This window comes from Bacillus sp. SD075, from assembly GCF_017355165.1.
GTDB lineage: Bacteria > Bacillota > Bacilli > Bacillales > DSM-1321 > Peribacillus.
The window spans coordinates 417,118-438,121 of sequence record NZ_JADILK010000001.1; the positions used below are offsets into that span (position 1 = coordinate 417,118).

Consider the following 21,004-nt stretch of genomic DNA (forward strand, 5'->3'; position numbering starts at 1 on the left):
CCATGAAAAACCAATGGACAAACTATTATACAGGCTATGTAAAGGTGAAAGCTTATGGAAAAGGTGCAGAACGGCTGATTAATATGCTGACGAGAAGGGGGCTTCATATCTGGGATGTGAAGCGTGTCGGAAGCGAATCCCTGATTTTTCATATGGATGTCAGGGATATCCCCAAACTCCGTCAGGTCATGCGTAAGAGCGATTGTAAAGTAAAGTTCATGCAAGGGAAGGGTTTCCCTTTCCTAATGAAGAGAGTCATGAAAAACAGCGGGTTTTTAGCGGGGATGATTGCTTTCCTGCTTTGTATATTTGTACTTTCCAATATGGTATGGGGCATCGAGGTTCAAGATGCCAAACCGGCAACCGAGCATGCCATCCGGAAAGAATTGGACAAGATGGGCGTGAAGATCGGTAAAGTGCAATTCTTTGTTGATGATGTGGATACGATTCAGCGTAAGCTGTCGGACCGGATTAGTGCACTGACGTGGGTAGGGGTTGAGTTAAAGGGAACGACATACCATTTTCGGGTTGTGGAAAAACGGCAGCCTAAAGAAGTCGAGAAAACATCTCCACAGAATTTGGTAGCGTCAAAAAAAGCGATCATCACTGATATGTTCGTTGAAAAAGGACAATCTATTGTTAATGTGAATGATTATGTAGGAAAAGGGCAGCTTCTTGTTTCAGGACTGATCGGAAAAGAGGATAAACAGGAAATCGTATCCGCACAGGGAGTAATAAAAGGGAAAACGTGGTATAAAGCGAAAGTGGAAGTTCCGTTAAAAACCAAGTTTTCCGTTTTTAATGGAGATGAAACGAGCAGGCACTTTTTGAAAATGGGGGGCTTTTCCCTGCCGGTATGGGGATTCAAGGATCCGGGATATGAAAAAAAGGAAAAAGAAACGACAGTGAGGCCATTTCACTTTCTTCAATGGGAACTTCCCATTTCCTATAAACAAGTGACCTTAAGGAGCAAGGAAGATATTGTACGAAGTTATACGGAGGAACAAGCGGTGAAGGAAGGCAGGAAAATGGCTAAAGCAGAATTGAAAAAGCATTTGGACGAGGAAGATGAAATCGTCGAGGAAAAAATTTTGCACGAAAGCATGGAGAATGGTAAAGTTAAATTATCTATACATTACCAAGTTATTGAAGATATAGCGATTGGACAACCAATCATTCAAGGAGACTAACGAATGGCAGATGATGTGAAAGTAATTAAGCTCGAAATAAAATCACCCAATGAAGCGATCGCGTTATTGGGCAATGGGGATTCAAACGTAAAAGTGCTTGAAGAAGAGCTTGGCATTTCCGTCATAACCCGAGGTGAAGCGGTGAGTGTTGCCGGGGATATCGAGCGGGTGACGATGGGGGAGGAAATCCTTAAGGCATTACTGACAGTTATCAGAAAAGGAATTGCAATCAGTTCCAGAGATGTGCTTTATGCAATTGAATTGGCAAGAAAAGGAACATTGGAGTATTTCGGTGAATTATATGATGAGGAAATCGCTAAAACGGCTAAGGGTAAATCCATTAAAGTCAAAACAATCGGGCAGAGGTACTATATTCAGGCAATAAAGAAACAGGACCTTGTATTTGGAATAGGGCCTGCCGGAACCGGAAAGACCTATCTTGCTGTAGTGATGGCCATCAATGCATTGAAAAATGGACATGTTAAACGGATCATCCTGACACGGCCTGCCGTCGAAGCAGGGGAAAGCCTCGGTTTTCTGCCAGGTGATTTGAAAGAAAAGGTAGATCCTTATCTAAGGCCGCTGTATGACGCTCTCCATGACCTCCTGGGGATGGAACAGACGCTAAGGATGATAGAGCGCGGAACGATCGAAATAGCTCCTCTGGCTTATATGAGGGGCCGTACGCTTGAAGATGCCTTTGTCATATTGGATGAAGCCCAGAATACGACGGAAGCCCAAATGAAGATGTTCTTGACCCGGCTTGGTTTTGGATCGAAAATGGTCATTACGGGAGACCGAACCCAGATTGACCTTCCAAAAGGTATGAAGTCAGGTCTGGTCCGGGTAGAAGAGATCTTGAAGAATGTTAAAGGCCTTTCCTTTGTTTATTTTGAACAAAGTGATGTAGTGAGGCATCCGCTTGTTGCCAAAATCATTACTGCTTACGAGCAGGCGAAGTCCTAAGAAAAAATCCGCCATTTCAATCGGCGGATTTTTCGTGATGTGTCTAAATGGCAAACTTTTTGGTTAAAAGGTGGATATGGAATGAAAGAAGCTTTACATTTATCAATACGAAGGTGAAAATGTACATGAAAACTGTTATGATTTTACATATCTAGAATAATAAACATCATTTTTTTTTTTTAGGAGGGCCTTCCTTGAATCGTATCCAAAAATTTTTCACTCAAATAAAAGGGCTGTTGGTCCATCGCTTTTTTCAAGTGCTATTGTTTATCGTACTTGGCTTGTTTGCTTATGGGTTAATGTTCTCCAATGTTAAGCCGGAAAGGGTCCAGGTAGAGCTTTTTAAGCCTGCGGAACAAACGATCCGTTCGACCAAGACTGTGGAAGATACCTATAAGACGGAACAGGAAAAAGAAGAGATTTCAAAACAGGTGGCGGATGTTTATTCTTTAAAAAAAGAATATGCCAAAAATAAAGTCGATTTGATATCATCCATTTTCGATTCAGCGATTGAGGTGAATAAAGAAACGAACCCCGCTGAAGATCATAAAGATGATGAGGGGAAAGAGGATAAAAAAGAGTTCGTTAAGACGGATGCACAAAAAGTTTCCATATTAAAAGAAAAATTGACCGATGAAGTCAATAAAAATATTGAGGAATCCGTTTTCCTTGCTTTAGTGAAGGCGGATGAAGATGAGTTGAAAATAGCGAAGGATTCAACCATTACGGCCGTGAATAATGTGATGAGCTCCCGAATCGCTGCAAGTGATGTCGAAAATGCCAAGAAAAAGGTTGTAGAGGAATTGGATTATATGAGCATTAGTGGCGATATGAAAAAAGCCTCCACTTCCCTTGCTCGTACGGCAATCATTCAAAATGTATTTTTCGATAAGGACAAAACCGAGGAACAGCGAAGGAAAGCGGTTGAAAGCGTTGAGCCAATCAGGATCCTTCAAGGCCAGATCATCGTTGAAGAAAATCAGTTAGTGGACAGGGACGTATATAGGCAGCTTGAACTGGCAGGCTTCTTAAATGCCGAGTCTACCATTTACCCGTATATCGGCCTGCTGTTATTCATATTCCTGACCTTTGCCGCTTTTTATTATTTTTTCTACTATTCCATTTCCAAAAAGGATAACAAGTACAATCAGTTATTGATATTCAGTCTTGTCTTCATCCTTTCAATGGCTACCATGAAAACGGTCAGCATTCTGGCAGACCTGAAAAACTCGAACTTGGAATACATTTTCCCGGGTGCCATGGCGGCGATGCTCATCAAGATATTATTGAATGATAAGTTAGCGGTAGCAATGATCATATTGTTAGGTTCGTATGGTACGATTATATTTAATGGAGATACACCTGGAAATCTTGATTTCTCGATGGGGCTTTATATCATTTTCGGGGGATTGACGGCGATCATCATTCTGTCTAGGCCCAATTTCAAATCAAAGGTGCTTGTAGCAGGGCTGCTATTGTCTTTAATCAATATGGCATTTGTTTTTTCGCTCATCTTTATAATGGACAGCCATTATACTAGAATGGAGTACTTGTATTATGCTGTTGCTTCCATAGGTTCTGGAGTGGGTTCAGCCGTTTTGACAATGGGGCTGTTGCCTTTTTTCGAAGCTGGTTTCGGGATCCTATCGTCGATTAAGCTTATCGAGCTCGCGAATCCCAATCATCCGTTACTGCGGAGGATCTTGATTGAGGCTCCGGGGACATATCATCACAGTGTAATGGTCGCCAATTTGGCGGAATCGGCTTGTGAAGCCATCGGGTCGAATGGGTTGCTTGCAAGGGTCGGCAGTTATTATCATGATATCGGTAAAACGAAGCGGCCGCACTTCTTCATCGAAAATCAGATGAGTGAAGAGAACCCGCATGATCGGCTGCAGCCGGAAACGAGCAGGGATATCATCATTGCCCATGCCGTAGATGGCGGGGAGATGCTGCGCAGTCACAAATTCCCGAAAGAGATTGTGGATATCGCAGAGCAGCATCATGGGACTACTTTATTGAAGTTTTTCTACCATAAGGCAAAAAAACAGGATGAGGCCACACTCGAAACGGCCTATCGATATCCAGGGCCGAGGGCGATAATGAAGGAAGTGGCCGTCATTGGCATAGCCGATAGTGTGGAAGCTGCAGTGAGATCGATGAAGCACCCCACTCCGGAGAAGATCGAAGAGCTGGTAAGCTTCATCATTCAGGACAGGATTCAAGATGGCCAATTTGATGAATGTGACATTACTATGAGAGAATTGAGTATCGTGAAGCATTCCTTATGTGAATCGCTGAATGGTATCTTCCACTCCAGGATTGAATATCCGGAGCCAGATAAATTAGGATAGAAGGTGAAAGAATGATTTTAGCTATCGATTTAATGGATGAAACGAATGAAGTAACGGAGGAAGCTCAGCAGCTTGTTGAAAGCATTCTGCAATTTGCGGCTAGAAAAGAAAACATTGAAAAAGATACCGAGCTGTCCGTTACATTTGTAGACAATGGTAGGATCAGGGAAATCAATAAAGAATATCGCCATAAAGATTCAGCTACAGATGTCATTTCTTTTGCACTTGAAGAAATGGGAGAAAATGAAGTGGAAATTGTCGGAGCGGAAATGCCCCGCATGTTAGGGGATATCATCATTTCCATTGAACGTACGAAAGAACAGGCTGAAGAATATGGTCATTCATTTGACCGGGAACTTGGATTTTTAGCGCTGCATGGATTTCTTCATTTATTGGGATTCGACCACATGAATGAAGAAGATGAAAAAGTGATGTTCGCAAAACAGAAGGAGATCTTGGAAGAATATGGACTTTCAAGAGAAGGATAAAAAAAGGTATCCTTTATTAAAAAGTTTCTCTTTTGCCTGTCAGGGAATTTTGGAGGCTGTTCGGACTGAACGCAATATCAAGATTCATTTCGCGTTAACGGCAATCGTCGTATTCTTTGGTTGGTACTTCTCATTGAATGGGATGGAGTGGCTTTTCATTTTGGCGGCCATAGCCGGAACGATCACGTTGGAGCTCGTTAATTCAGCGATTGAAAGGGTAGTGGACCTGGTAACGGATCAAATCCATCCGCTTGCCAAGCAGGCAAAAGATATTGCAGCCGGAGCTGTATTCATATATGCTATATTTTCTATAATAGTTGGATTGATTATCTTTTTACCTAAGTTTGGCCTGTAGGTTGCCGAAATGGTACTCAATTTGAAAGGAAGATGTGAATTGAATACAAAAGAATTGATTGAGGAAGCTAAAAAAGCAAGGGATAAAGCTTATGTGCCTTACTCCAAATTTAAGGTGGGGGCAGCCCTTTTAACCGCTGATGGAAAGGTCTATCATGGTTGTAACATAGAAAATGCTGCATATAGCATGTGTAATTGCGCCGAAAGGACAGCTTTGTTCAGCGCTTATGCCCATAATGAAAAAAAATTCACTAAACTTGCAGTCGTGGCAGATACCGATGGTCCCGTTTCTCCATGCGGGGCATGCAGGCAGGTCATTTCAGAACTGTGTGAAAAGGATATGCCGGTCGTGTTGACCAACTTAAATGGGGATATAAAAGAACTAACAGTACAGGAATTGCTTCCAGGAGCTTTTTCACCGGAGGATTTAAATGGATAAACTATTTGATGATACACAAGTAAAAGGTTACAAATCAGGTTTCATTTCAATTATTGGACGACCTAATGTTGGAAAGAGTACATTCCTGAATCGGGTCATCGGTCAAAAGATTGCCATTATGAGCGATAAACCGCAAACTACAAGAAATAAGGTCCAGGGAGTACTTACGCAAAATGATTCACAAATGATTTTCATCGATACTCCCGGCATTCATAAACCTAAGCATAAGCTTGGTGACTTCATGATGAAAGTGGCAACGAATACATTGAAAGAAGTCGATTTGATTCTCTTCATGATCAATGCGACTGAAGGATACGGACGCGGTGACGAGTTTATCATCGAAAAACTTCAATCCGTAAAAACGCCAGTTTTCCTGGTTGTGAACAAAATCGATGCGATGCATCCAGATGATTTACTTCCGATTATTGAAAAATACCAGCAGCTTTACCCTTTTGCGGCAGTCGTTCCGATTTCTGCGCTTGAAGGGAATAATGTTGATACATTGCTTGAACAAATCAAGGAACATTTGCCTGAAGGTCCTCAGTTTTATCCAGCTGACCAAGTGACTGACCATCCGGAACGTTTTATCATTTCCGAATTGGTCCGCGAGAAGGTACTGCACCTGACACGTGAAGAAATTCCGCATTCGGTGGCTGTTGTCATCGATTCGATAAAAAAAATGGACAACAGCGACACCATTAATGTCATGGCGACGATCGTTGTCGAACGTGATTCACAAAAAGGCATTGTCATCGGAAAGCAAGGGAAAATGCTTAAAGAAGTCGGTAGCCGTGCCAGAGTGGATATCGAAAACTTATTGGGCTCGAAAGTTTTCTTGGAACTGTGGGTGAAGGTGCAGAAGGATTGGCGTAATAAAGCAAGCCAGCTTCGCGATTATGGTTTCAATGAGAGCGAGTATTAATTAACAAAATTTACGCGTCATGAAAGCTTGGAAAACGGTCAAGCTAATCATATGGTCGGATATTCATAATTGCTAGTTAAAAATGAAAGGTGGGCTTTATATGTTGGATTTTACCTGGGAATTATTTAGTGAAACAGGTAATGTGGACACCTATTTGCTGTTTAAGGAGATAGAAGTCGAAAGACAGGAAAGACACTTGGTATTGAATGATGAGCTAGCAGAAATTGATTTTCCTGTTTCATAGGTTAGTCTTGGCGAGCATGGGTGGTGTCTTGGTATGCTCCAAAAATGTGAGGGCATTGTCATAAGGCGAACTGCATATGGAGAAAATAACAAAATCATTACAATATATACCCGAGAGCTAGGAAAAATTGGCGTTATGGCTAGAGGAGCCAGTAAACCTAACAGCAGGCTTTCCGCCGTCACACAGCTTTTTTGCTCCGGGTATTTTCTTGTAACCACATCAACCGGACTCGGAAGCCTTCAGCAAGGCGAAATGGTCGATTCACTCCGTTTCATAAGGGAGGATCTTTTTGCCACTGCTTATGCTTCATATATTGTTGAATTGCTTGATAAAAGCGTCGAGGATAAGAAACCGAATCCATATTTGTATGAATTACTTTCGCAAACCTTGCATTACATAAACGAAGAATATGACGCAGAGGTTTTGAAATTCATTTTTGAAATGAAGATGCTGCCCGTCAATGGGATTAACCCTGTGCTGAATCAGTGTGCTGTATGTGGTGAAACGGAAGGGGAATTCTCCTTCTCGCTTAGGGAAGCGGGCTTTATCTGTCACCGCTGTCTGGGGAAAGACCCTTATCACTATAAAATTTCACCTGCAGCCGTCAAATTACTGCGGATCTTTTATTATTTCGATTTATCAAGGCTCGGAAACATTTCCGTCAAGCCTGAAACGAAAAGAGAACTGCAGAAGATCATCGATGCTTATTATGAGGAATATTCTGGTCTGCATTTGAAATCAAAAAAGTTCCTGAAACAGATTGATACGATGAAAGACATGTTTTAGGATCTGACCTATTGACATTCGATGCTAGTTTGTATAAAATTCTAATCATCAAAATAAGAAGATTGCGTTGATGGAAAAGAGTATCTGTCATTCTCCATAAAAAGCGAGCCCGGGACGGTGGAAGCCGGGATATGGATTTACAGGGAAGGGCGTTTCCGGAGCATGTTGCTTTGAAAAGAGGCCGTTTATAAACGGCAATTAGGGTGGAACCGCGGGTATACTCTCGTCCCTATGCATTTCGCATAGGGACGGGAGTTTTTTGTTTGCCGAAATGTAATGGGTTCCGACCTTGAATTTTAAAAAGAGCCTTTTTAAATAACCTGGAGGTGTAAGATGAATATTCAAAATATGATTTTAACGTTACAAAAGCATTGGTCTGAACAAGGCTGCATATTAATGAATGCTTATGATGTCGAGAAAGGGGCAGGAACGATGAGCCCATACACGTTCCTGAGAGCCATTGGACCGGAGCCATGGAGCGTTGCTTACGTAGAGCCTTCCCGCCGACCTGCTGACGGTCGCTATGGTGAGAACCCTAATCGACTGTATCAGCATCATCAGTTCCAAGTGATCATGAAGCCATCGCCTGATAATATTCAGGAGTTATATTTGGATTCATTACGTGCTTTAGGGATAAATCCGCTTGAGCATGATATTCGCTTTGTGGAAGACAATTGGGAAAATCCATCACTAGGCTGTGCTGGTCTTGGTTGGGAAGTGTGGCTTGATGGGATGGAAATCACCCAATTTACATATTTCCAACAAGTGGGCGGCCTTGAGTGTAAGCCGGTTTCCGTGGAAATTACATACGGGATCGAACGTCTCGCCTCTTACATTCAAGATAAGGAAAACGTATTTGACCTAGAATGGACAGATGGATTCACAGTTCGGGATATATTTGGACAGCCGGAATACGAACATTCGAAATATACTTTCGAAACTTCCGACCTTGATATGCTGTTTCAACTTTTCACGATGTATGAAAAGGAAGCGCATCGCCAAATGGAAGAAGGACTTGTACACCCTGCATATGATTATGTTTTGAAATGTTCACATACATTTAACCTTTTGGATGCCAAAGGTGCCATCTCGGTGACGGAAAGAACGGGTTATATTGCCCGTTGCCGTAACTTAGCGCGTAAGGTTGCCAAAACCTTCTATGAAGAGCGGGAAAAATTAGGCTTCCCGATCCTGAAAGTGAAAGGGGAGAACACAAATGAGCAAGCGTGATTTGTTATTGGAGATTGGATTGGAAGAGCTGCCTGCCCGTTTTGTGACAGCATCAATGAAACAGTTGTCAGATAAAGTGCAGCAATGGCTAACGGAAAAAGCGATTGCATTCGGAACGGTTGAAGCTTTTTCCACACCAAGACGTTTGGCCGTATTGGTGAAAGACGTGGAAGAATCCCAAAAGGATATCGAAGAGGAAGCAAAAGGTCCGGCTAAGAAAATCGCTTTGGACAGCGAAGGCAACTGGTCTAAAGCTGCATTGGGATTCGTAAGGGGTCAAGGCATGACTTCAGAGGATATATATTTTAAGGAACTCAAGGGTGTGGAATATGCCCATGTGAATAAATTCATAAAAGGACAGCAGACCGTTCAGCTTTTATCTGAGCTGCGGGAAATCATCAGCGGCATGACGTTCCCGAAAAATATGCGCTGGGCCAATCAGGAGCTCCGTTTCGTCCGTCCGATTAAATGGCTGATTGCCCTATTCGGCAATGATATAGTGCCATTTAGCTTGGCTGATGTGGAAACGGGCCGTGAAACAAAAGGACACCGCTTCCTGGGCGATAGCGCAATCATCGAGGAACCGGAACGGTATGAAGATACGCTAAAAGAACAATTTGTAATGGCGGATCCAGATAAACGCCGACAAGTTATATTGGATCAGATTAAGGAGCTTGAGCAGGAAAAAAACTGGATCATCCCAGTCGATGAAGACCTGCTCGAAGAAGTCAATAATTTGGTGGAGTATCCAACGGTGTTATTTGGACATTTTGAAGAGGAATTCCTTGAGCTTCCTGCTGAGGTGCTTATCACATCAATGAAGGAGCACCAACGTTATTTCCCTGTTAAAGATCAGGACGGGAAACTGCTTGCTTACTTTGTAACCGTGCGTAATGGCGATGACCGCCATTTGGATAAGGTTTCTAAAGGGAATGAAAAAGTATTGCGAGCCCGCTTATCGGATGCAGCATTTTTCTATAAGGAAGATCAGAAAAAAGAGATTTCGGCGGCTTTGAAAAAGCTTGACAGCATCGTTTATCATGAAGAAATTGGTACATTAGCCGAGAAAACTGCCCGGGTAACTTCAGTGACCGGTGCCCTTGCGGATGCTTTGAATTTAAAGGCGGAAAAAGAAATGGCGCTTCGTACAGCGGCAATCGCCAAGTTCGATTTAGTGAGTCATATGGTTTATGAATTCCCTGAATTGCAAGGGTATATGGGTGAAAAATATGCGCTCTTAAAAGGGGAAGCCAAAGAAGTGGCCGCAGCTATCAATGAACATTATATGCCAAGACATGCGGATGACAATGTACCGCCTTCAGTCATTGGAGCAGTTGTGAGTTTAGCTGAAAAAATTGATACTTTGTCGTCATTCTTCGCTATCGGAATCATTCCGACAGGTTCCCAGGATCCTTACGCATTAAGAAGGCAGGCGAGTGGTGTCGTCCAAATTTTAGCTGAGAAGAAATGGAATATTTCTTTAGAGGAGCTTATTGCTTTAGGCCTTAAAGGGTTGGAAGCAAAAGGCATCTTAAAACGTGATCTTGATGAAGTTAAGGCAGATATGTTCACATTCTTTAAAGCACGTGTCAAACACCTGCTTCAAGAACAGCAAATCCGATATGACTTGATTGATGCAGTCCTGTTCAATGAGATCGGTTATATTCACTCTATCGTGGAACGTGCACATGTCTTGGATGCGAAAAAAGACGAAGCCGGTTTTAAAGAAAGCCTGGAAGCTTTAAGTCGGGTCATGAATATTGCCGTAAAATGTGACAATAAGGTGACAGTTGACCCTAGTGCCTTTGAAAATGATCAAGAAAATGCGTTATACGTAAAATATCAAAAAGTGGCCATGCGTTATAATGAATCCAAAGATGAGAAAGAGCGATTTGAACAGCTTGTTTCGCTTCAATCGGAAATAGAGTCATATTTCGAGAATACAATGGTCATGGCAGATGATGAAGCAATCCGTAATAACCGTTTATCCTTAATGAAGGAAATCAGTGATTTGGTTGCAGGTTTTGCTGCCATGAATAAAATCATCCTTTCATGATCGAAAGGATGTATGGAAATCGGAAACACTTTAAATAAGGGTTTCCGATTTCTTAAAAAGATAAATGGTCATTAAATAGGACAAAAATGCCCTAATTAAATAATTTAGTATATAATTATTAAATGAATAACTTTTGTTACTTTACTCTGCGAAAGCAGTGGGGTGGTGATTATAATCCAATTGAATAAGCGTCAGGAACAAATTTTACAAATTGTAAAAGAAAACGGACCGATTACCGGGGAACATATTGCAGATAGATTGAACCTAACTAGGGCGACACTTCGTCCTGATCTAGCGATTTTAACGATGGCAGGTTTTCTTGATGCCAGGCCCCGAGTGGGGTATTTCTATACAGGCAGGTCAGGGACACAGCTCTTGACAGATAGCCTTAACCATCTTTATGTACGAGACTACCAATCGATACCTGTCGTTGTTGATGAAGGCATTTCCGTATATGATGCAATCGTCATGATGTTTTTAGAAGATGTCGGAACAATGTTCGTAGTCGATAAGCATGCATTGCTTGTTGGTGTCCTATCAAGAAAAGACTTGTTGCGTGCGAGTATTGGGAAACAAGAGCTTAACTCCATTCCAGTCAATATCATCATGACTAGGATGCCCAATATTACAATGTGTTCAAAAGAAGACCTTTTGATTGATGTTGCAAAAAAATTGATTGATAAACAAATCGACTCATTACCGGTCGTCAAAGACACAGAAAAAGGCTATGAAGTAATTGGAAGGATTACAAAAACCAATATTACGAAAGCATTCGTAGCTTTGGCTGATGAAGGCTATTAGGGGGCTTGCAAAAGGAATGACGGAGAATATGAACGGTTCTATTATATATGTTGTATCGGATTCGGTAGGGGAAACAGCGGAATTGGTTACAAAAGCCGCTGCAAGCCAGTTCTCGGGATCTGCATTTTCCATAAAGAGAATTCCGTATATTGAAGATGAACAAAACGTGGATGAAGTGATATCACTGGCTAAGTTGGATGGGGCAATCATTGCTTATACCCTTGTGAAGCCAGCTATTAGAGCGTATATGAAAGCACAGGTCGAGAAAGAAAACCTGTCTGCTTATGACATTTTAGGGCCGCTTATGGACATCCTTCAGGAAAGGGCGCCAAAAGGGCCACTTAATGAACCTGGTCTTGTAAGAAAGCTGGATGATGACTATTTCAAGCGTGTGGAAGCCATCGAATTTGCTGTAAAATATGATGATGGACGTGACCCTCGAGGCATTTTACGTGCAGATATCGTTCTTGTGGGTGTTTCACGCACTTCCAAAACGCCTTTATCGCAATATTTAGCCCACAAACGCTATAAAGTAGCGAACGTACCTTTAGTGCCTGAAGTGGAACCTCCAGAAGAGCTGTTCTTGGTACCTCCTGAAAAATGCATTGGTTTAAAGATCAGCCCGGAAAAGCTTAACCATATTCGTAAAGAACGATTAAAGTCACTTGGGCTCAATGATCACGCCATTTACGCAAATGTGGAGCGCATAAAAGAAGAATTGACATACTTTGATACAATCATATCAAGGTTGAACTGTCCTATCATTGATGTAACCAATAAAGCTGTTGAAGAAACAGCTAATTTGATAATCAATATCCTTCAAAACAAAAACCGTTGATCCTTATAATTAAGGCAAATCAAAATGTGAGCTAGGCACTTTACGTGTCAGCTCACATTTTAATGCCAAGGTCAAATAAGGGAATAAAAAGAATAAGTTCAAAATAGTTACATAAAATTCCTTTTAGTTTCCAAATGCAAATCCATTGATTTGCATGAAAACACATTCGAAATTTAAATGTTGGCATCTTCTAATCAAATAGACTATAATAAAAAATTGTGAGAAAAAAGTAATCTTAAGGTTTAGACTTAATTAATAAGGAATAAACTAAAGGTTAATGAGATGTCAAGGTTTTTATCATAAAAATAATTCGACATGTTCCGTATAATTCAGGAAGGGTTGGTCTTTTTTAAGGCAAAAGAGACGCTTTCACTTAAATAAGCAGGTATTCTTTGAAGAATAGTATGTGCTCTTATAGAGGGAATCCTCTGAATCAATGCTGAAATTCACCATAACTTCATAAAGTTTAGGGGAGAAAAAGGATTATGCAGAAAGATGTAGAATTAGAAGGTATGAATAATAAACCTACGATACACGTCGATGCCGATGCATGCCCGGTGAAAGACGAAATCCTTCATTGTGCAAGTTTGCACGATGTTGAAGTCTGTTTTGTTGCATCATATAAAAATATGATGAATAACCCTGAAGGTAAATGGGTATATGTCGATGCAGACAAAGAAGCGGCAGATCTTTATATAGTAAACTCCGTAAAAAAGGGTGATATTGTCGTTACTGCAGATATTGGTTTGGCTGGGACCCTGCTTCCTAAAAACGTTTATGTCCTTTCGCCAAGGGGAAAAGAATACACAGACGAGAATATTTTCATGCTCTTGGATATGCGTTATCAGTCGGCGAAACTCCGCAGGCAGGGTAAGCATACGAAAGGGCCGAAAGCATTCACAAAGGAAGATCGTGCATGTTTTACAAATAAACTTTTGAAAACATTGTCGAACTTTGCAGGGGATTAGGAAACAGTATCGAATTAGAAACTATCACCCATATGGCAAGGTGGAAAAATGATAAATGGCCGTATAGAAGATGAGAAAATTAATCAAATTCGTGAAGCTGTTGACATTGTTGATTTAATTGGGGAGTATGTCCAGCTGAAGAAACAGGGACGCAATTACTTTGGCCTATGTCCTTTTCATGGTGAAAACTCGCCCTCGTTTTCCGTTTCAACGGAAAAACAAATCTTTCACTGTTTTGGTTGCGGGGCAGGCGGAAATATTTTTACCTTCTTAATGGATATTGAAGGCTACAGCTTTGTGGAATCTGCAAAAGTTTTAGCTGAAAAAGGGAATGTTCCTTTGGATGTTCAAATCAATAAGGATTCCAAGCGTTCTAACATGCCGGCAGGCTCGCAGCAAATGGTCGAAGCCCATGACCTGCTGAGGAAGTTTTATCATCATCTCCTCGTTAATACGAACGAGGGGCAGGATGCTCTGGAGTATTTACTTAAACGCGGGTTTACTGAAGAGATGATAGAAAAGTTCCAAATTGGCTACTCTTTGGATTCATGGGACTTCGTGTCCAAGTTTCTTTTAAAGCGCGGGTTTCCAGCGGAATACATGGAGCAGGCAGGGCTCATTATTTACAGGGAAAAAGACGAGTCATATTTTGACCGTTTCAGAAATAGAGTCATGTTCCCAATTATGGATCATCAAGGAAATACGATTGCATTTTCAGGAAGAGCGATGGGGGACGATGAGCCCAAATATTTGAATAGTCCTGAAACGCCAATCTTTAATAAAAGTAAAACTTTATATAATTTCCATCATGCAAGACCACACATACGTAAGAAAGAACAAGTAGTCATTTTTGAAGGCTTTGCCGATTGCATTTCAGCGGTTGGTGCAGGTGTAGAGAATGCTGTCGCGACAATGGGTACTGCCCTGACGGACCAGCATATCCAGCTTTTAAAAAGAAATACTGACCAGATACTTATTTGTTACGATTCGGACTCTGCGGGATTGAACGCTGCCAATCGTGCAGTTAACATGCTGCAAGAACATGAGTTTTCCGTGAAAGTCGCCCTTATGCCTGATAACTTGGACCCCGATGACTACATAAAGGAATTCGGTGAAAAAAGCTTTGTTTCTGAAGTAATAGGGGCCAGTTTAACCTACATGGCATTCAAAATGCATTATTTGCGTCGAGGGAAAAATGTAAATAATGAAGGAGATCGAATTCAATATATCGAAGAAGTCCTTAAAGAAATTTCGCGATTGCCCAATGCAGTGGAGAGGGATCATTATCTCCGGCAGCTATCCTCTGAATTTTCCCTTTCATTGGATGCGCTGGAACAGCAGCAGCGTCAGGTGTTCTTTACGGAACGCAAGAAGGGTTCACTGCCGCAGCCAGCAGCCCAAAAGAAAATGGCCCTGCAATATGAGCACAAGTTAAAGCCTGCTCACCATAATGCTGAAACGAAGTTGATTGCCCATATGCTAAAAAGCAGGGATATGACTTTCAAGATTCAGCAGTTGCTTGGGCAAACGGTCTTTCATGTAGATGAACATCAGGCAATCATCACCTATTTATATGCGTTCTATGAAGATGGACACGAACCGGATACAAGCTTTTTCCTTACTTATTTACCGGATCCAAACTTGAGAAGGATCGTTTCGGAAATAGAAATGATGTCAGTGAATGAGGAAGTTACCGATAAAGAACTGACCGATTGTATAAATCAAGTGTTGAAATATGAAAAATTGTTAAAGATAAAAGAAAAACAAGTTGAAGAAAAAGATGCAGTTAGACGAAGTGATTATGTCACTGCTGCACAAATTGCCATGGAAATCATTAAATTGCGTAAAATGTTGTAGTCGTTTAGGTGTAAGTCCTGGAAGGAGGGGAACTAATGGCTGAAAAACCAGCACGTTCCAAACAAGTTGATAATGAATTTAGCCTTGAACAGGTGAAAGAAAAATTACTAGAGCTAGGTAAGAAACGAGGCTCTTTGACTTTAGAAAAAATCGCTGAAATGATTGGCGGTTTTGAGTTGGATTCCGATCAAATGGATGAGTTCTATGAGGTGTTAGCAGAAAATGGCGTCGAAATTCTCACTGATGGTGAGGAAGACGAGGATGAAGATGATCCAGATGAGAAGAAACTTGCAAAAGAAGAAGAGTTTGACTTAAATGATTTAAGTGTTCCTCCTGGCGTTAAAATTAATGACCCGGTACGTATGTATTTAAAGGAAATTGGTCGGGTCGACCTTTTATCGGCAGAAGAGGAAATCTCTCTGGCGACGAGAATTGAAGATGGTGATGAAGAAGCGAAACGCCGTTTGGCAGAAGCTAACCTTCGTCTTGTTGTCAGTATCGCCAAGCGCTATGTCGGACGCGGAATGCTATTCCTTGATTTGATTCAGGAAGGTAATATGGGACTTATCAAAGCAGTGGAAAAATTTGATTACCGCAAGGGATTCAAATTCAGTACGTATGCAACATGGTGGATTCGCCAAGCGATAACCCGTGCCATTGCCGACCAAGCAAGAACGATCCGGATACCTGTGCATATGGTGGAAACCATCAATAAACTGATCCGTGTCCAAAGACAGCTTCTTCAGGATTTAGGACGTGAACCTTCTCCGGAAGAAATTGCTGAGGATATGGACTTAACTCCTGAAAAAGTTCGTGAAATCTTGAAAATAGCTCAGGAGCCTGTTTCGTTGGAAACGCCAATAGGTGAAGAAGACGATTCACATTTAGGTGATTTCATTGAAGATCAGGATGCCACTTCCCCATCGGAACATGCAGCCTATGAACTATTGAAAGAACAGCTTGAAGACGTATTGGATACTCTTACTGATCGTGAAGAGAACGTCTTGAGACTCCGCTTTGGACTTGATGATGGACGCACCCGTACTCTTGAAGAGGTAGGGAAAGTGTTTGGGGTCACCCGAGAGCGTATCCGTCAAATCGAAGCGAAGGCTCTGCGTAAACTGAGACATCCAAGCCGTAGCAAACGCTTGAAAGATTTCCTGGAGTAGAAGATATAATATATATGCCCTTAACAGAGCCCTCTTTGAATGCCCAGCGTTCGGGAGCGGCTCTTTTTTATATAATGGAAATTAATTTTACAATAGAAACAATTTCACACAAAAAACTAAGCCGTTAGTTAAAAAGAAATGATCATCATGGGATGTGAGATTCATGGATGAGATGAGAAAGAAAATCATCATTCAAGAAATAAGCTCCTGGAAGGAAAGTCGTATGCTTCCGGAGCAATATTGTAATTACCTGCTTGCCTTATACTGTCAAGGCGAATTGCCGCCAGCAAAGTCGAATAAAACCCGGAGCAAAAAAAACGACATCTTTTCCGGGGTGTTGATTGGGGTCCTTTTTGCATTTATTGTATTTTTGAATTATTTTACTGAAATACCCATAAGAATGCAAATGCTTATGACAACAATTTCAATGCTTGTCTTTGGGCTGGCGGCCCGCCGCTTAAACGGCAGGAGGATCATTTATCAAATGGCGTTGATGGGAATGGCTTTATCATTGCTTTTATTAACTGTCAGTTTGGCGGAATTCATGGCACCCGGTAAAGTGGGTATCCTGTATATATTCTTGTTCATTAATTGCGGACTCTGGATTTTAATGGGCAATAAACTGAAGCTGCTCCATTTTTCCATGGCGGGAGTCCTGGGAGCACTGGTCACTCTTTCCTTTTTATTAATATAATTAAAGGGGCATCCCCGCGGTTTTAAATAATGAATTTAGGGTACTATGAAACATATGTAAGAAAAAGTAAAATGTTTGGAAATATACATAAGTTTTTGACAATTTTAAGAAATTATATAATATCTTCTATTTTTGGGCTTTTACTTGAAACTCTTTTCAAGTAAAATAATATATAGCTGTTTGTATATAATATTAAATATGGTAAGTTAAGGTTCTACATAGGGGAGGAAATACTATGAATCGCAATCCAGTAATGCCTTTTATTATTATCATGGTTTTTGGTATTGGACTTATGTTTTTACTTTCGTTTAAAGGTTTGGGTGATGCCAAAGATCTTGCTAAGGAAAAAGAGGGCGGCGAAAAGACAGAAGAAACAGAAAGTGCCTCAGCATCACCTGAGGACATTTATAAGCAAAACTGTATCTCATGTCATGGTGACGCCTATCAAGGCGGTGTGGGGCCTGCTCTAAAAGGAGTTGGCGACCGTCTGTCGGTGGACGAGGTTAAAGACGTGATCGCTAATGGACGAGGTGCAATGCCACCAGGTTTAGTCGAAGAACAGAACATTGACGCCATGGCCGAATATATTCATGGACTGAAATAATTCATGGAACTGACTCAAGAAATCGTTGGAAGGCGACTTTTGGAGTCAGTTTTTCATTTATTCAGAAAAGGGAGATTCCAGATGGAAGGTTTCTTTTGCCCACTGATAGAAAGAGACCTATGTCTCCTTTCTGTAATTTTTCGATTGAACTTGGTATAATCGAAAGGGAAACTAATTATAGTAAGACATTATTTGAATTAAGAGAGTTGATAAATATGAATCATGAAAAACTATCCATGAGATTAGAACGTGTTGCCATACATATACCAAAAGGAAGCGTCCTTGCAGATATAGGTTCAGACCATGCTTATTTACCGTGCTATGCGGTGACTAACGGCTTGTGTGATAGCGCTATAGCTGGTGAGGTTGTAGAAGGGCCCTATCAGTCAGCACGCAAGCAAGTGGCAATGACAGGGCTTGGGGACAAGATAGAGGTCCGTAAAGGAGACGGGCTTGAAGTATTGAATCCCGATGAAGCGACATGCATTACGATTGCAGGCATGGGGGGGACTTTAATATCAAGTATATTGGAAAGCGGAAAAGGGAAACTCGGCAAGGCAGAAAGGCTTATCCTTCAGCCTAATGTCGGTGCAGCGAATGTTCGCAGCTGGCTAATCGATAACGGATGGGAACTTAGTGGAGAGGAAATCCTTGAAGAAGATGGGAAAATCTATGAAATCTTAATTGCCGGAAAAGGAGACCCGCTCCGCCCTTATGGGGTAAACAAGCAAGCCGGCCTCACTTTCGGTCCATACCTAAGAGAGCAATTCAGTGACATTTTCATAAAAAAATGGCAGCTTGAGAAAAAACATTTGGAAAGGATCATTGAACAATTGGATGAAAGCGGAAGAAGCGGACTGGAAGCGAAGCGCAAGGAATTAAAAAACCAAATTTCAGTAATAGAGGAGGTGCTTAAAGGTTGAAGACAGTGAATGGTCACAAAATCATTGAAACGTTTGAGCAATTCTCCCCAAAGCATTATGCAATGGAGGGAGATCCGATCGGGCTGCATATCGGACAGCTCAATAAGCCCGTTACTAAAGTGTTGATTGCCCTTGATGTGCTGGAAGAGGTTGTAGACGAAGCGATCGAACATGGCGTGGAATTGATCATCGCCCACCATCCGCTTATTTACCGACCATTGAAAAGGATTGATACAAACGCAGCTGGAGGCCGCATCATCGAAAAGCTGATCAAACATGATATCGCTATTTATGCTGCACATACCAATTTGGATGTTGCTAAGGGCGGCGTGAATGATTTACTTGCCGAGGCGCTACAATTGCAGGACACAGAGGTATTGATCCCAACTTACGAGACAGTCCTAAAGAAATTGGTCGTATATGTTCCAAAGGACGACGAACAAAAGGTGAGGGAAGCCCTAGGTAAGGCAGGGGCGGGAGCGATCGGGAATTACAGCAATTGTTCGTTTTCGGGGGAAGGTATCGGACGCTTCTTGCCAGGTGAAGGCAGTGAACCGGTAATTGGCTCTAAAGGAGAGCTTGAAGAAGTAGCTGAAATGCGGGTTGAAACGATATTCCCAGAAAATATCGAAAAGAAAGTGCTAGCTGCGATGATTAAAGCCCACCCATATGAAGAAGTTGCCCACGATATATATATACTGGAGAATAAAGGGGAGGTTCTCGGCTTAGGGAAGATTGGTGTACTTGCTGAAGAAATGACACTTGAACAATTTTCCGAACATGTGAAGCGGACACTCGATGTTGAAAAGGTGCGTGTCGTTGGAGATTTGCAAAGTCCGATAAAAAAAGTGGCGGTTTTGGGCGGGGACGGCAATAAGTACTTTACGACCGCGAAATTCAAGGGAGCAGATGTATACGTTACAGGTGACATGTATTATCATACAGCCCATGATGCGATGATGCTTGGATTGAATATCGTGGATCCAGGCCACAATGTTGAAAAGGTGATGAAAAAAGGTGTAGCGCGAATCCTTGAAAAAATGTGCCGCGAAAAGAACTACGATGTGGAATTCATTCCATCCCGGCAGAATACAGACCCTTTCCGCTTTATCTAAATAACACGAAAAAGGCAGCCCTCAGTGGCTGCCTTTGTTTTTGTTCAATCATTTCTTCACTTTAATCTTAGGTAAAATCTTATGCAATGGCGTTTTCTTTTCAGTATTCCAAGTCGATTCATCATTTGCTTCATACTGCTCCAGAAATGCGATAACTTCTTTTGTGATCGGAGTTGGTGTAGAAGCCCCCGAAGTGACGGCAACCGTTTCTGCATCTTTTAGCCATTCAAGGTTCAGCTCTGAAATGTCAGCAATCCGATAGGCTCTCGTGCCGGCAATCTCTTTAGAAACTTGTGCAAGGCGGTTTGAATTATTACTCTTGGGATCCCCCACAACGATTAAAACATCAGCTTCGCCAGCTTGCTCGGCAACCGCTTCTTGGCGAACCTGTGTCGCTAAACAAATTTCCTTATGGACTTCAGCATGTGGGAACTTTTCCTTGACCTTATCCATGATATCCAAAACATCCCATTGGCTCATCGTCGTTTGATTGGTGACAATGATCTTATCACTATTCAAAGTCAAAGCTTCCACATCTTCATCCTTTTGAACCAGGTGAACGACATCGGGAGCAACCCCGACAGCACCCTCTGGTTCCGGATGGCCTTTTTTGCCGATATAAATGATTTGATAGCCTTCCGCCTCTTTTTCCCGAATTAAGTCATGTGTTGCGGTAACATCGGGACATGTTGCATCGAGCGTGACAAGACCTTTTTTCTCAGCGATCTTCCTGATCTCAGGTGAGACGCCGTGAGCAGTAAAGATGACGGTTCCGCTGTTCACCTGTTCAATGATATCGTTGCGGTTGCTGCCGTCCAATGTGATGATGCCTTCTTCTTCAAACGCATCCGTCACATGTTTGTTATGCACGATCATTCCTAAAATGTAAATGGGACGTGGCAAGGTTTTATCTAAAGCCGCATTTCGGGCGATGACCATGGCATCGACAACGCCATAACAATAGCCGCGCGGGGAAATTTTAATCACTTTCATCTATGTGTCCTCC

The 21,004-nt window shown here is 41.8% G+C and carries 21 protein-coding genes and 1 other annotated feature; of the genes, 20 read left to right on the forward strand and 1 reads right to left on the reverse strand.

Translation table 11 applies throughout. The annotated features are described in order from the left end of the window. Positions 1-2 precede the first annotated feature (2 nt). The 20 genes from yqfD to IOC57_RS02060 all read left to right on the forward strand — a co-directional run bounded on the left by yqfD (position 3) and on the right by IOC57_RS02060 (position 19,998). Positions 3-1,190 (forward strand): sporulation protein YqfD, encoded by a 1,188-nt coding sequence (yqfD, locus tag IOC57_RS01965; RefSeq protein WP_207437150.1) that lies wholly within the window; start codon positions 3-5, stop codon positions 1,188-1,190. 3 nt (positions 1,191-1,193) lie between these two features. Continuing rightward, complete coding sequence (locus IOC57_RS01970; protein WP_207437151.1) at positions 1,194-2,156, forward strand: PhoH family protein; 963 nt, start codon at positions 1,194-1,196, stop codon at positions 2,154-2,156. Between the two features lie 194 nt (positions 2,157-2,350). Continuing rightward, positions 2,351-4,510: an HD family phosphohydrolase gene (locus tag IOC57_RS01975; RefSeq protein ID WP_207437153.1), complete on the forward strand. Its 2,160-nt coding sequence runs from the start codon at positions 2,351-2,353 to the stop codon at positions 4,508-4,510. An 11-nt stretch (positions 4,511-4,521) separates the two neighbouring features. After that, complete coding sequence (gene ybeY / locus IOC57_RS01980; RefSeq protein WP_207437154.1) at positions 4,522-4,998, forward strand: rRNA maturation RNase YbeY; 477 nt, start codon at positions 4,522-4,524, stop codon at positions 4,996-4,998. Continuing rightward, positions 4,976-5,353, forward strand: a complete 378-nt coding sequence (locus IOC57_RS01985) for a diacylglycerol kinase family protein (RefSeq protein ID WP_063233011.1) — start codon at positions 4,976-4,978, stop codon at positions 5,351-5,353. The genes ybeY and IOC57_RS01985 overlap by 23 nt, the downstream gene beginning before the upstream one ends. Positions 5,354-5,392: 39 nt before the next feature. Continuing rightward, entirely contained in the window at positions 5,393-5,791 is a 399-nt protein-coding gene (locus tag IOC57_RS01990; RefSeq protein WP_207437156.1) for a cytidine deaminase, read from the forward strand. Further along, on the forward strand, positions 5,784-6,713 hold the full coding sequence (era, locus tag IOC57_RS01995; protein WP_034308493.1) for a GTPase Era: 930 nt from the start codon (positions 5,784-5,786) through the stop codon (positions 6,711-6,713). Before IOC57_RS01990 ends, era begins: the two co-directional genes overlap by 8 nt. A 100-nt stretch (positions 6,714-6,813) precedes the next feature. Next, on the forward strand, positions 6,814-6,957 hold the full coding sequence (locus IOC57_RS02000) for a YqzL family protein (protein WP_101222596.1): 144 nt from the start codon (positions 6,814-6,816) through the stop codon (positions 6,955-6,957). Positions 6,958-6,990: 33 nt separating this feature from the next. Further along, positions 6,991-7,743, forward strand: a complete 753-nt coding sequence (gene recO / locus IOC57_RS02005; RefSeq protein ID WP_063233013.1) for a DNA repair protein RecO — start codon at positions 6,991-6,993, stop codon at positions 7,741-7,743. Positions 7,744-7,801: 58 nt separating this feature from the next. After that, positions 7,802-7,977, forward strand: a binding site (T-box leader). Between the two features lie 99 nt (positions 7,978-8,076). Then, entirely contained in the window at positions 8,077-8,973 is an 897-nt protein-coding gene (glyQ, locus tag IOC57_RS02010; RefSeq protein ID WP_034308488.1) for a glycine--tRNA ligase subunit alpha, read from the forward strand. Further along, positions 8,960-11,029, forward strand: a complete 2,070-nt coding sequence (gene glyS / locus IOC57_RS02015) for a glycine--tRNA ligase subunit beta (RefSeq protein WP_207437160.1) — start codon at positions 8,960-8,962, stop codon at positions 11,027-11,029. The genes glyQ and glyS overlap by 14 nt, the downstream gene beginning before the upstream one ends. 165 nt (positions 11,030-11,194) lie before the next feature. Then, positions 11,195-11,830 carry a transcriptional regulator CcpN gene (gene ccpN / locus IOC57_RS02020; RefSeq protein ID WP_161784850.1) on the forward strand — a complete coding sequence of 212 codons (636 nt, stop codon included), beginning with the start codon at positions 11,195-11,197 and terminating at the stop codon, positions 11,828-11,830. Between the two features lie 28 nt (positions 11,831-11,858). Further along, positions 11,859-12,668 (forward strand): pyruvate, water dikinase regulatory protein, encoded by an 810-nt coding sequence (locus IOC57_RS02025; RefSeq protein WP_076366287.1) that lies wholly within the window; start codon positions 11,859-11,861, stop codon positions 12,666-12,668. A 512-nt stretch (positions 12,669-13,180) separates the two neighbouring features. After that, positions 13,181-13,636: a YaiI/YqxD family protein gene (locus tag IOC57_RS02030; RefSeq protein ID WP_063233028.1), complete on the forward strand. Its 456-nt coding sequence runs from the start codon at positions 13,181-13,183 to the stop codon at positions 13,634-13,636. A gap of 51 nt (positions 13,637-13,687) precedes the next feature. Beyond that, positions 13,688-15,493 (forward strand): DNA primase, encoded by a 1,806-nt coding sequence (gene dnaG / locus IOC57_RS02035; RefSeq protein ID WP_207437197.1) that lies wholly within the window; start codon positions 13,688-13,690, stop codon positions 15,491-15,493. Between the two features lie 35 nt (positions 15,494-15,528). Next, positions 15,529-16,662, forward strand: coding sequence for an RNA polymerase sigma factor RpoD (gene rpoD / locus IOC57_RS02040; RefSeq protein WP_034308477.1), 1,134 nt, complete (start codon positions 15,529-15,531; stop codon positions 16,660-16,662). Positions 16,663-16,825: 163 nt separating this feature from the next. After that, positions 16,826-17,356 (forward strand): hypothetical protein, encoded by a 531-nt coding sequence (locus IOC57_RS02045; protein ID WP_207437162.1) that lies wholly within the window; start codon positions 16,826-16,828, stop codon positions 17,354-17,356. 235 nt (positions 17,357-17,591) lie between these two features. Continuing rightward, complete coding sequence (cccA, locus tag IOC57_RS02050; RefSeq protein WP_207437163.1) at positions 17,592-17,960, forward strand: cytochrome c550; 369 nt, start codon at positions 17,592-17,594, stop codon at positions 17,958-17,960. A gap of 215 nt (positions 17,961-18,175) precedes the next feature. Continuing rightward, on the forward strand, positions 18,176-18,883 hold the full coding sequence (locus tag IOC57_RS02055) for a tRNA (adenine(22)-N(1))-methyltransferase (protein WP_207437164.1): 708 nt from the start codon (positions 18,176-18,178) through the stop codon (positions 18,881-18,883). Next, positions 18,880-19,998, forward strand: coding sequence for a Nif3-like dinuclear metal center hexameric protein (locus tag IOC57_RS02060; RefSeq protein ID WP_207437166.1), 1,119 nt, complete (start codon positions 18,880-18,882; stop codon positions 19,996-19,998). Before IOC57_RS02055 ends, IOC57_RS02060 begins: the two co-directional genes overlap by 4 nt. A 48-nt stretch (positions 19,999-20,046) precedes the next feature. Here IOC57_RS02060 and IOC57_RS02065 read toward each other — a convergent pair whose 3' ends face one another. Beyond that, the gene (locus tag IOC57_RS02065) at positions 20,047-20,991 is read right to left on the reverse strand and encodes a 4-hydroxy-3-methylbut-2-enyl diphosphate reductase (protein WP_207437167.1); all 945 of its coding nucleotides are present in this window, start codon (positions 20,989-20,991) and stop codon (positions 20,047-20,049) included. Between the last annotated feature and the right edge of the window lie 13 nt (positions 20,992-21,004).